Origin of the sequence: Actinomadura pelletieri DSM 43383 (genome assembly GCF_003634705.1) — a bacterium.
Taxonomy (GTDB): Bacteria; Actinomycetota; Actinomycetes; order Streptosporangiales; family Streptosporangiaceae; genus Spirillospora; species Spirillospora pelletieri.
The window spans coordinates 991686-1003802 of sequence record NZ_RBWU01000002.1 but is presented as its reverse complement, the minus strand read 5'-3'; the positions used below and the strand labels follow the sequence as shown (position 1 = coordinate 1003802).

Genomic DNA, 12117 nt, shown 5'->3' with positions numbered 1-12117 from the left:
CGCACAGCATTACCGTGTGTCCAGGAGTTCCGAGAATCGAAGGAGCGGTCATGACGGAGCCGATCGCCGAGCCGTTGTCCAGCCCCAGCGGCAGTCCTCTGACGTCCCTCACCTGGGCGGACGCGCGGGCACGGTTAGCCGGAAGCAATGACTATCTGGTGTCGACGTCCGGCCCTGGTGGGCGCGTGCACGTCGTGCCGGTGCTGGCCGTCTGGCTGGAGGGCGCCGTCTGCTTCAACACACACCGAGAGGCGCGTAAGGCCCGCTACCTCGAACACAACGACAGCTGCGCCATCACCGTCCCGGCCGACGACATCGACCTGGTGGTCGAAGGAACCGCGCACATCGTCCGGGACGCCGACCGGCTGCAACGCGTCGCGGACCTGTTCCCGACCAAATATCCGTGGTGGCGTCCATTCGTCCAGGACGGCGAGTTCTACACCCCCGACGACACCGAGATGGCCCATCCTCGGCACATCTTCGCCGTCGAGCCGGCGGTGGTCTTCGCATTCGGCAAGGAGAAGGGATTCAGCGCGACCCGCTGGCGCTTCTGAGGGCGCGTCCGAAGCGAATCGCCCACTTGACCAGCTGATCGGTCCCTGGTGTTCGATGGCGGGCATGACCGACCTGAGCAGCGACGTACTGCACTACACCGCCTTCGCGACCGACCCGGCGGAAGGCAACCCGGCCGGCGTCGTCCTGGACGCTTCCGCCCTGGACGACGCCGCCATGCTCGCGGTCGCGGCGGACCTGGGCTATTCGGAGACCGCATTCCTCACCCCACCACCGGACGGCCTCACCGAGCCGGGCAGAGCCTTCACCCTCCGCTACTTCAGCCCCAAAGCCGAGGTCTCGTTCTGCGGCCACGCCACCGTCGCCACCGCGGTCGCCCTGGCGGAACGGCTAGGGCCGGGCGCTTTCACGTTCGCGACCAAGAGCGGCCTCGTCCCCGTCGAGGTCGCCGAGGTCGACGGCGTCCTCCACGCGACACTCACCAGCGTGGAGCCGTACCTGGAAGAGGCCTCCGACACCTCCACAGCCCTGGACATCCTGAACTGGGGCGAGGACGACCTCGACCCCACCCTGCCGCCCCGCTTCGCCTACGCCGGGGCCCGCCACCTGGTCCTCGCAGCCGCCACCCGCGAACGCCTGGCCGATCTGGACTACGACTTCGACCGCCTCACCACCTACATGACCAGGCACGACCTGACCACCGTCCAGCTGGTGTGGCGGGCGTCGCAGCACATCTTCCACGTCCGCGACCCGTTCCCGGTCGGCGGCGTGGTGGAAGACCCGGCCACCGGCGCCGCGGCAGCCGCGTTCGGCGCCTACCTCCGGGAACTGGGCGAAATCGCCCCCGCCGCCACGCTCACGCTCCACCAGGGCGAGGACATGGGCCGCCCCGGACTCCTCACGGTCGAACTCCGCGACGGCGACCCCCGCGTCCGCGTCTCAGGCGCCGCAGTCCGCATCCCGACACGGAACACGCGCGCCGGCACCAGAAGCGGCACCACGAACACGTAGAAGAGGATCGAGTACTCACCCGCCGTCGAAGATGAAGCCCAGGTAGACGCCATAACACCGACCCGGTCGGACCGGCTCGGCGAGTTCGCAAGCTCGATGGCGCGAACGCCCCACCCTTGGCGATGCCGCGCAGGGCCGTCCGCGACGACTTACGGGGCGACGACCCGCTCGCATCCGGTGCCGGAGACGATCAGCCCGCCCTTCGGGTCCGGGGCGGTGCTCACGTTGTCGCACGCGTACTCTTCTTCCTGCGCCTGGTCGTACAGGGCGTACCCGGTGAGGCCGGGTGCGCCGTCGGCGCCGCGGGCGCAACCATGACCGGTCGCCTCGGCGGTGACCGGGTTGAGAACGACGCTGGCGCAGTCATAGACGATGATGGCCGATGCGGAGCCGACCGCCCCCAGGGCAGGACCGCTCCCCGCACTCCAGGCCACCGCCCCCGTGACGGCGGCAACGACCCACGCCCGTGAACGAACACGCATGACAACCTCCATGACCGAGAGTGACTAAATGCACTCCTTGGGTAACCGCAAACGGGCGCGGCAACCCCTCGGTACGGTCAGCCGTCCCCTGGACGGCGCCCAGCCGGCAGCGGGCGCCCCACGCCCTCGCACCGAGGCTCGGGAGCCCAATCCCCTCTAGAACTCTCCTCTAATCTCTAGAATATTTTCTATCTACTTCATGGAGCAGAGGCTTGATGAGCCGGGCTGCGTGACGCTGGGCACCGAAGAATCGGAAGAGGGTGCCGTGGACGTTGGGCAAACGGCGGGTCCGGAGAGTCAATAGACTATTATCTAGATAGCTTGGCTGACTCCCGGAGGAAACCCGATGTCAAGACCACTCGAACCCGGCGCCGGGGAGATCGGCCCGCCGCTCAGCAAGACGGCGTACGTGTTGGAGCGGCTCCGTCGAGAGATCGCCGACGGGATCATCAAGCCGGGAACGAACCTGCGGCAGACCGATGTCGCCAAGCGATACGGAGTCAGCCCGACGCCGGTGCGCGAGGCGTTCCGTCTGCTGGAAGCCGAGGGCTCGCTGGAGTACCAGTCGCACCGCGGCGCCACCGTCAAGGACATGTCCCCGCAGGAGGTGGAGGACCTCTATCTTCTACGCTCCGAGGTCGAGGGGCTCGCCACCGCCCTCGCCGTGGAGCGGATGGACGGCGCGGCGATGAAGCGCATCCGCGCCGCCCACGCGGACCTGCTGGCCGCCGTCGAGGCCGGCGACGAGTCGCGGCTCTCGGTGCTGAACCGCACGCTGCACTTCGCCATCTACGAGGCGGGTTCGTCGCTGGTGGCGCTGCAGGCCGCGTCCCTGTGGGCGTTCATCCCACCGCGGATGACCATCTGGAAGGACGCCAAGAACGCGCAGTCGCTGTCCGACGACCACGACCGGATCATCGAGGCACTGGATCGCGGCGACCCCTACGACGCCCGCCGCTTCATGGCCGAGCACATCCTGCACGCGGCCCGGCTGCGCCAGAACGTCGACGACTCCCCCGCCCAGCCGGCCCAGTCGAACTGACCGGCCCCCGCCAGCGCCCACCAGCAGCAGCACGACCAGCGCGTCCGCGGGCAGAAACCGGCGCTGCGGCGCGCCGGATCGGCCGGCAGGGTCCGGCCGCTCAGTGGCCGCCCGCATCCCGCCCCTCCGTCTATGGATTCTGCGAACGCGGCGGTCGGAACGACGCGCCGATGGCAGGCCTCCAGCAGGCGGGGACGCCACCTATGTCGTACCCGCTCGCACAGGCACCCGCCTACAGGTACGAGCCGAGGCCGCCCTCGCTGGTCAGGTACAGGAGCCTCCGGCGGGCCGGGGCGATGTGCAGCGGGGCCGTGGAACTCGGTGTCCACGGCGGCCATCGGCCTTCAAGGACGGTCGGTGCGCGACGGACCCGGCGGACGACCCAGACCCGTGGCCGGACGGACTACGGAAACGCTTGTAATAGCGGGACGTATGCGTGCCCGAAGGACCCTACCCGGTGTCCGGGCTAGAGGGCCGGTCGGGGGTGCGAAGGGCCTGGCGGGCGTCCTCGGTACGGCGGGTCAGGCCTCAGGCGGCCATCGGCCTTCAAGGACGGTCGGTGCGCGACGGACCCTGCGGACGACCCGGGCCCGTGGCCGGACGGACTGCGGAAACGCTTGTAATAGCGGGACGTGTGCGTGCCCGAAGGGCCCTACCCGGTGTCCGGGCTAGAGGGCCGGTCGGGGGTGCGAAGGGCCTGGCGGGCGTCCTCGGTACGGCGGGTCAGGCCTCAGGCGGCCATCGGCCTTCAAGGACGGTCGGTGCGCGACGGACCCTGCGGACGACCCGGGCCCGTGGCCGGACGGACTGCGGAAACGCTTGTAATAGCGGGACGTGTGCGTGCCCGAAGGGCCCTACCCGGTGTCCGGGCTAGTGGGTCGGGCGGGGGTGCGGAGGGTGTGGCGGGCGTCCTCGGTGCGGCGGGTCAGGCCTCGGGCGGCCAGTAGTTCCAGGAGTGGGACGGCTACGCGGCGGGTGGTGCGCATGGCCTGGCGGGCGTCGCTCAGGGTGAACGGTTGGGGCAGTTCGGCGAGGACCTCCAGGGCGCTGCGGTCGACGTCGGGGAGCAGGACGATGCCGGGCGCGACGCGTAGCAGCCGGCCGAAACGTTCGGCTGCGGCCAGTTCGGCGTTGCCCAGGCCCAGCTCGGCGAGCCGGTCGGCGTTGGGTGCGCCGAAGGGGTCGGCGGCCAGGTCGCGTTCCAGGATCTGCACGGCCCGGTCGATGGCGGGAGGAAGGCCGGGGGCGTCGCCGGGTGGGGTCAGCAGGCCCGACGCGCAGGTGAGCCCGGCGTCCGCGGCGAGGACGGGCACCAGCGCGGGGTCGGGCAGGGCGAGCCGCCGGGCCGCGGTGGCGACCGGCATGCCCGGCTCCAGCGGGTGGGCGGCGCGGTGGTGTCGTTCGGCCTCGGTGAGTTCCGCCGCGTACTCGGCCCAGCGTTCGTCGTCGGCGTACCAGTCGCCGTGGCGGGGGGCGCCCACGGTCGGCAGGCCCATCGCGGCCAGTTCGGTGCCGCGCCGGGGGCCGCGGCGCAGGTGGGAGACGGTGACGTCGCCGGCGGTGCGCATGTCCGCCAGTTCGGCGGCCCGCGTTCCGGCCGCGCCGCGCCGGGTGAGCGGGGGCGGGTCGACGTCGAGGACGATGAGGCCGGCGGCGATCCGGCGGCGGCCCGGGTCGCGGAGGACGGCGCGGTCGCCGTATCGGAGGGGCAGCGGGCGGTCGAGCCGTAGCCGCCCGTGGGCGGGGCCGAGTGGGCGCAGGCGGCAGGGCACGGCGGCGGTGCCGATATGCAGGACGAGGTGTTCCGGGAGCGGGGTCGACGTGGTGGGTCGCAGTTCGACGTCCAGCGAGTCCGCCGGGCGCCAGGCGCCGGGGGTGAGCAGCGGCAGGCCGCGCGGGACGGCGTCGCGGTCGACGCCGCGCAGGTTGAGGGCGACCCGGGCGGTGGCCGTCACCCGGTCGCGGGGCTCGCCCAGCGCCTCGACGCCGCGCACCCGGACGGTACGTCCCGTCGTGTTGAGCAGCTCATCACCGGGTTGGACCGTGCCCGCGCCGAGCGTGGCGGTGACGACGGTGCCCGCGCCGCGGATGGAGAACGACCGGTCGACCCAGAGCCGGACGGGCGCGGCGACGTCCGGCGGGGGCAGGTCCGCGACCAGGTCGACGATCGCCGCGCGGACGTCGTCGAGCCCCTCCCCGGTGACCGCGCTGACGGCGACGGCGGGCAGGTCGCGCAGCGTGCTCTCCGCCGTCCACTCGCGCGCCTCCTCGATCGCCGGCGCCGGGTCGGCCAGGTCGGAGCGGGTGACGACGAGGACGCCGCGGGACACGCCGAGGGCGTCCAGCGCCTCCAGGTGCTCGGCGCTCTGCGGCATCCAGCCCTCGTCGGCGGCGACGACGAACAGCACGGCGGGCACCGGGCCCACCCCGGCGAGCATGGTGGCGACGAACCGTTCGTGCCCCGGGACGTCGACGAACGCGACCTCGCCGGCGCCGGGCAGCGTCGTCCAGACGAATCCGAGGTCGATGGTGAGCCGCCGTCTGCGCTCCTCGGCGAGCCGGTCGGGCTCCATGCCGGTGAGGGCGGCGACGAGCGTGGACTTGCCGTGGTCGACATGGCCGGCGGTGGCGATCACGTGCATGTCCTCGTCCTCCCCGTGTCCGGGCGGTCCCCACCCTCGCCGGCGGGGTGAGGTCAGCCGCGCGCGGCGCGCAGGTCGGCCTCGATCCTGGCGGTGGTGTCGAGCAGCAGCGGGAGCATCTCGCGGCGCATCGTCGCGGTGGGGGTGCGGCTGGCGGACGTGGAGACGTTGACGGCGGCCACCACCCGGCCCGACACGTCCCGGACGGGCGCCGCGATCGACCGCAGGCCCTCCTCCAGTTCCTGGTCGACCAGCGCCCATCCCTGCCTGCGGACGCGGTTGATCTCGGCGCGGAGCGCGGTCGGGTCGGTGACCGTCCGCGTGGTGAGCGGCTGCCGCTCCATCCTGGTGAGGCGCTCGTCCAGCTCGTCCTCGGGGAGCGCGGCGAGCAGCACCCGGCCCATGGACGTGGCGTGGGCGGGAAAACGGGTGCCCACGTTGATCGCGACCGTCATGATGCGCGTGGTCGGGACGCGTGCCACGTAGACGATGTCGTCGCCGTCCAGCACCGACACCGACGACGACTCGTTGACCATCGCCACGAGCATCTCCAGGTGCGGCTCGGCCACGTCGGGCAGCGCCAGCGCGGACAGGTAGGCGTAGCCGAGCTGGAGCACGTGGGACGTCAGTGAGAACTTCCGGCCGTCGAGGCGCACATAGCCGAGGTCGACGAGGGTCAGCAGGAACCGGCGCGCGGCGGCCCGGGTGAGGCCGGTGGCCTGGGCGACCTCGGTGAGCGTCAGCCGGGGCGTGGACGCGTCGAACGCCCTGATCACGTTGAGGCCGCGTTCGAGGGACTGGACGAAGTGCGCCCCCCGGACCTCGTCCTTCGTCGTGTCGTGTGCCGTCATCGACTCATCGCCAGCCGGCCGTTCGTTCGGATACCAAACAGCTGTTCTCTTTCCGAACACTAGTCCGATCGCACTCTCAGATCAATATACCTGTTGACAACCTCAACACCGTATCTGAGAATCACCATACGAACACGTGTTCTTGACGCGAACATCATCTGCGGAGCCGCAGCCGGGAAAGAGGTCGTCATGACCCGTAAGATCACGGTTCTCCACCCCGAAGGCAACGCGCCCACCGTCGGCGGCAAGTCGCTCGCCCCGCGCCCCGCCACCCTGGACGGCAGGACCGTGTTCCTCGTCGACGCGGGCTTCGAGAACTCCGGCGAGTTCATCGACCAGCTCCGCGCCTCGTTCGAGGAGCACCGGCCCGACGTCACCACCGTCACCGCCCGTCTCGCCTCCCCGTTCGACCCGGCCCCCGAGCTGTACGCGCGGATCGCGGAGGAGGGCGACGCCGCCATCCTCGGCGTCGGTCTTTGAAGCGGCTGCGCGCCGGCGGTCGCCGGCCACGCCACGCGGCTCGAGTCCGAGTACCGCATCCCCACCGTCTCCGTCCACGCCGACGCCTTCGCCCGGCTGGTGGCGTCCACCAGCAGGCTCGCGGGCGTTCCCACGCTGCGGCACGCGTTCGTCCCCTCGCCCGTACCCGGCCGAACCGCCGGTGAACTGCGCGGTTACGTCGAGGGCGTCAACCCCGTCTCCGGAAACGCGTTCTCCAGTGATCTGCTGGACGGCCTGACCAGGCCCCTCGACGACGCCGACATGGCCGGCGCGACGTTCGAACAGACCAGATCCCGGCTGCTGGAGCCCGCCACCGAGGACGATCTGCACGCCCTCTTCCTGGAGAACGGCTGGACCGACAGCCTCCCGATCGTCCTGCCCACCGAGGAACGCGTCGCGGCGATGCTCGCCGGGACGAGCCACGCCCCCGACAAGGTCGTCGGCAGGCTCCGCGCCGCGTCCACCCGCGACTACTGGGAGTTCACCGTCGAGCAGGCGGCCGTGAACGCGGTCGTGGCCGGTGCCGCGCCCGAGTACTTCCCGGTCATCCTGGCGCTGCTCGGCAGCGGCTACTCCGCGCGGCACAGCAGCATCTCCTCCATGTCGGAGGCCGTCGTCGTCAACGGGCCGATCCGGGACGAGATCGGCATGAACTCCGGGATCGGCGCCCTCGGCCCGTACAGCAGGGCCAACGCCACCATCGGACGCGCGTACGGCATCGGCTCGCAGAACCTCCAGGGCGGCTCGACGCCCGGCGTGAGCTACATGGGGTCGCTTGGCAACCCGTTCTCGTTCACCAACCTCACGTTCGCCGAGAACGAGGAGCGCAGCCCCTGGCAGCCGTACCACGTCCAGCACGGTTTCTCCCCCGGCGACAGCACGGCCACCGTGTTCCGCGGCGTCCGGACCATGATCACCGCACCGAGCGGGATCGGGGCGAACTGGCGCGAGAACGCCCGGTCGATCTTCAACGCCACCCGCGCCACCGGCGGCGTCGTGCTGCTGCTCGACCCGCTGGCCGCGCAGAACCTCGTCGAACACCAGGGGTTCGCCCGCAAGGAGGACCTCATCGAGTGGATCTCCGACACGGGACGGCTGCCCGCCCGCCGCTGGTGGGGCCAGGGGCTCCAGGAACTGTTCTTCGGATACCGGGCCGCCGCGGGCGAGGAGCCCTGGGCGAGCTACCGGGCCGCCGACCCCGACGAGCGGGTCCGCATCAATGTGCCCAAGGACGTCCACGTCATCGTCGTCGGCGGTCGGAGCACGTCCGCCTGGAGCGTCCTTGAGGGCATGGCCAACGGCACCCGGCTCGACCGGTCCCTGTCCGGCCGCACCGTGTCCGTCGACGAGTGGCGCTGACCGCCGAGGGTGTGCAGGCCCGTGACCGGCAGATGGGACAGAGGAGGACCCATGAAAGGCACGAAGCATGGACGGCGGGGCGGCGGGAAGCGACTCGCCTGGGTCGCGGGGGCCTCCGCGCTGGTCATGGCCGCCGGCTGCGGCGGCTCCGGCGGCGGCTCGGGGAACGTGTCGCTGCGGATGTACGCGTCCCCGGCCGTCAAGGAGGGCCTCGACCCCATCGTCAAGGAGTTCAACGACGCCAACGCCCCGAGAATCAAGATGACCGTGCAGTACGTCCCGGCGCCGAAGATCGGCCCGGCCACCACGACCGAGCTGCAGGGCGGCAACCCGCCCGACATCCTCAACATCTCCCCCGGATCGGGCGGCGGCGCGACCGGGCTGCCGCTCTACAAGCTCGCCAAGGCCAAGCGCCTGGAGGACCTCAGCGTAAAGCCGTGGGCCAGGAACGGCGTCCCGCCACTGCTCGCCCCCACGATCACCTACGACGGCAAGGTGTACGCGCTGCTCGTCGGAGTGTCCACGCACTTCATGGACTACACCGTCACCGACCTGAAGAAGTGGAACCTCCAGCCGCCCGCCACCTTCGCCGACCTGCTGAAACTGTGCGGGGAGATCCGTAAGCACGGCACGTACGCGCTGGTGCCGGGCGCGGCGGACCAGGCGGGCAACCGGATGCTCCTCCAGGCGTTCTCCGGCGCCAACGTCTACAGCGTCGACCCGAAGTGGGACGACAAGCGCGCCGCCGGACAGGTGAAGTTCCAGACCAGCCCCGGCTGGCGGCAGACCTTCCAGCAGATCGTCGACATGATCAACGCCGACTGCTACTACCCGGGCGGCGCGGGCCGCACCACCGCGGCGGGCAAGGACCTCCAGATCAAGGGCAACAAGGCCGTGATGGGCATCGGACCATCGACCGCGTCGTCCTTCGTCACCAGCCGCAACCCGGCGCGCAAGTGGGCGGCCGTCCCCGTCCCGGGCCGTAAGCAGAGCATCCTGCCACTGGAGGTCAGCGGCCTGTCCGCCGCCGCCCGGGGCGAACACGTCGAGGAGTCCGTCAAGTTCCTCGATTTCGTCGCGCAGCGGCGGGACGTCTACGCCGACAAGACCGGCGCCATCTCCCCGGCACAAATGCAACGCGGTGAGCTGCCCGACTTCCTCAAGCCCCTGGAGCCACTGGCCAAGCAGAACGCCTACAGCCTCGGCGCCGGCACCATGTGGCCGTCGGACGCCCCCGCCCAGGCCGCCTACAAGGTCATGGCAGGCCTCTACAACAAAACCCGCACGGTAGACGACATCCTGAAGGCCATGGACGAAGCCTGGGACGCGAGTTAGTTCTGCATTTCTCTCCTCCTTCGTGCCCGGAGGGCCCGCCATCGTCGAGAAACGCGATGCGATCGCCGGCATCGCTCCGACTCGCCTCGCGGCTCGTTGCGCGATCAGGTTCTCGCAAGCTCGAACCTGCCTTCGGACGCGGTCGCGAGTGTTGGGGTTGTCGCGGGGTTGCGGCGACAGGACCGCCGTGGTGACAGAGTTCGGTCTCCACGGCGGTGCTCCTCTCAGCGCCACGGGTCCGTGGGTGGTGAGTGTCATGTCGGGGGTGGGGGGACGGGCCAGAAGTGGGTCGGGTCGGTGAGGTAGCGGTGGGCGGCGAGGGCGGCGGTCGCGCCGTCGCCGGCGGCGGTGATCGCTTGGGCGGCGGAGTCGGTTCGGATGTCGCCGGCGGCGAACACGCCGGGTAGGGCGGTGCGCAGCGCGCCGTCCGTGGGGACGCGGCCGTCGGCGTCCAGCGGGATCCGGTCGCGCAGGACGTCGGTGCGGGGCCGCAGGCCCACGTACACGAACACCCCGGTGACCTGCTCCTCCGTGGTCTCGTTTGGGTCGGTGACGCGGACGCCTGACACGGTCGTGTCGCCGAGGATCTCCTCGACGATCGTGGCGTGGCGCACCTCGATCGAGGGGTGTTCCTCGACCCGGGTGACGTAGGTGCGCTGCCCGTCGAGGCTCGCGCCGCGGTTCAGCAGCAGCACCTTGCCCACGTGGTTGGTCAGTTCGAGCGCCTCCAGCAGCGCGGAGTCGCCGCCCCCGACGACCGCGACGGTGTTGCCGCGGTGTAGGGGCCCGTCGCAGGTCGCGCAGTCGGAGACGCCGTGGCCGCGCAGCCGCGACTCGCCGGGCACGCCCAGTTCCCGCAGCGCCGAACCGGTCGCGACGATCACGGCGCCGGCGCGGATCTCACCGTCCCCGGTGGTGGCGGTCCACCGGCCCCCGGACGGTTCGAGGCCCTTCAGCGCGCTCGGCACGAACTCCACCCCGGCGTCCTGGGCCTGCTCCTGGAGCATCGGGCACAGGTCGAAGCCGGGCACGCCCTCGGGGAAGCCGGGGAAGTCCTCGATCCGGCCGACGCCGAGGAGGTGGCCGCCGCCGATGTCGTCGCCGAGCAGCAGTCCGGTCCGGCGGCCGGCGCGGGCGGCGAACAGTCCGGCGGTCAGTCCGGCCACGCCACCGCCCGCGATCAGGATCTCGAAGTCATCGCCGGTCATCGGATCGCCTCACCGGTCTCGGGGTCGAAGAAATGCAGGTCGGTCGGGTCGATCGGAATGTCGACGGTCTCTGTGGGTTTCACCGTGGACGAAGGTGAGAAGCGGGCGTACACGGTGACCGTGCCCGGTGTCGCGCTCCCGTTCCTGTCCGGGCGCCGGGTGTTCTCGATCTCCGGGTCGGCGGCTACCGGCCTGCCTGGTACCTCGACCTGGATCAGACGTTCGTGGCCGAGCATCTCCACGACGGTGACCTCGCCGCGCAGGCGGCCGGTGCCGTTCGCGCGCGCCGGTGCGTCGGTGAGCTTCTCCGGGCGGACGCCGAGGACGATCTCCTTTCCGGCGAATCGCTCCAGCAACCCGCGCGACTTGGCCGGCACGGGTATTCGTTGGTCGCCGACGACGCAGTGCAGGTCGCCCGGGGCGTCCGACACCATCGGGCAGCTCAGCAGGTTCATGCCGGGTGAGCCGATGAACGTCGCGACGAACATGTTGGCGGGCCGGGAGTACACCAGCTCGGGAGTGCCTTCTTGTTGGAGCAGGCCGCCGCGCAGCACGGCGATCCTCGTGCCCATCGTCATGGACTCGACCTGGTCGTGCGTGACGTAGACCGTCGTGACGCCCAGCGTCCGCTGGACGGTGGACAGCTCGGCGCGCATCTGCATGCGCAGCTTGGCGTCCAGGTTGGACAGCGGCTCGTCCAGGAGGAACGCCTGCGGTTTGCGGACGATCGCCCGTCCCATCGCGACCCGTTGCCGCTGGCCGCCCGACAGGGCGCGGGGTTTGCGGCGCAGCAGCTCGCCGAGGCCGAGCAGGCGGGCGGCCTCCTCGACCCGCTCCTTGATCTCCGCTTTGCGCCGTCCCTCGCACTGCAACGGGAAGGCGATGTTGTCGTAGACGGTCATGTGCGGGTAGAGCGCGTAGTTCTGGAACACCATGGCGACGTCGCGTTTGCGGGGCTCCACCCTGTTCACGACGGTGCCGCCGATGCTGATCTCGCCCTCCTCGATCGTCTCCAGTCCGGCGATCATGCGCAGCGCGGTGGTCTTGCCGCAGCCGGACGGACCGACGAAGATCATGAACTCGCCGTCGGCGATCTCCAGATTGAGGTCGCGGAGTGCCCGGGTCCCGCCCGGATAGACCTTGCCCAGTCCGCGAATGTCGATCGTTCCCATG

General features: G+C 70.9%; 10 protein-coding genes. 5 read left to right on the top strand and 5 right to left on the bottom strand.

The annotated features are described in order from the left end of the window. Window positions 1–50: 50 nt before the first annotated feature. A complete protein-coding gene (locus BZB76_RS11395; protein ID WP_121434226.1) occupies window positions 51–554 on the top strand; it encodes a pyridoxamine 5'-phosphate oxidase family protein in 504 nt (167 codons plus the stop codon). 64 nt (window positions 555–618) lie between these two features. Continuing rightward, window positions 619–1524 (top strand): PhzF family phenazine biosynthesis protein, encoded by a 906-nt coding sequence (locus BZB76_RS11390; protein WP_121434647.1) that lies wholly within the window; start codon window positions 619–621, stop codon window positions 1522–1524. A 149-nt stretch (window positions 1525–1673) separates the two neighbouring features. Here the strand turns inward: BZB76_RS11390 and BZB76_RS11385 are convergent, their stop codons facing one another. Beyond that, window positions 1674–2006: a hypothetical protein gene (locus tag BZB76_RS11385; RefSeq protein WP_147449407.1), complete on the bottom strand. Its 333-nt coding sequence runs from the start codon at window positions 2004–2006 to the stop codon at window positions 1674–1676. Between the two features lie 346 nt (window positions 2007–2352). Between BZB76_RS11385 and BZB76_RS11380 the strand changes: the two genes are divergently transcribed. Next, entirely contained in the window at window positions 2353–3048 is a 696-nt protein-coding gene (locus tag BZB76_RS11380; protein WP_121434224.1) for a GntR family transcriptional regulator, read from the top strand. 854 nt (window positions 3049–3902) lie between these two features. On the opposite strand, the gene selB is transcribed toward BZB76_RS11380, so the two are convergent. Continuing rightward, window positions 3903–5690 carry a selenocysteine-specific translation elongation factor gene (gene selB, locus BZB76_RS11375; RefSeq protein ID WP_121434223.1) on the bottom strand — a complete coding sequence of 596 codons (1788 nt, stop codon included), beginning with the start codon at window positions 5688–5690 and terminating at the stop codon, window positions 3903–3905. A gap of 53 nt (window positions 5691–5743) precedes the next feature. After that, window positions 5744–6541, bottom strand: coding sequence for an IclR family transcriptional regulator domain-containing protein (locus BZB76_RS11370; protein WP_121434222.1), 798 nt, complete (start codon window positions 6539–6541; stop codon window positions 5744–5746). A gap of 189 nt (window positions 6542–6730) precedes the next feature. Between BZB76_RS11370 and BZB76_RS11360 the strand changes: the two genes are divergently transcribed. Both BZB76_RS11360 and BZB76_RS11355 read left to right on the top strand, forming a co-directional pair. Further along, window positions 6731–8401 carry a UGSC family (seleno)protein gene (locus BZB76_RS11360; protein ID WP_420534771.1) on the top strand — a complete coding sequence of 557 codons (1671 nt, stop codon included), beginning with the start codon at window positions 6731–6733 and terminating at the stop codon, window positions 8399–8401. Window positions 8402–8452: 51 nt separating this feature from the next. Continuing rightward, complete coding sequence (locus tag BZB76_RS11355) at window positions 8453–9736, top strand: ABC transporter substrate-binding protein (protein ID WP_121434219.1); 1284 nt, start codon at window positions 8453–8455, stop codon at window positions 9734–9736. Window positions 9737–9990: 254 nt separating this feature from the next. Here the strand turns inward: BZB76_RS11355 and BZB76_RS11350 are convergent, their stop codons facing one another. Together BZB76_RS11350 and BZB76_RS11345 are read right to left on the bottom strand one after the other, a co-directional pair. Then, window positions 9991–10944 carry an NAD(P)/FAD-dependent oxidoreductase gene (locus BZB76_RS11350; protein ID WP_121434218.1) on the bottom strand — a complete coding sequence of 318 codons (954 nt, stop codon included), beginning with the start codon at window positions 10942–10944 and terminating at the stop codon, window positions 9991–9993. Further along, entirely contained in the window at window positions 10941–12116 is a 1176-nt protein-coding gene (locus BZB76_RS11345) for an ABC transporter ATP-binding protein (RefSeq protein ID WP_121434217.1), read from the bottom strand. The genes BZB76_RS11350 and BZB76_RS11345 overlap by 4 nt, the downstream gene beginning before the upstream one ends. Between the last annotated feature and the right edge of the window lies 1 nt (window position 12117).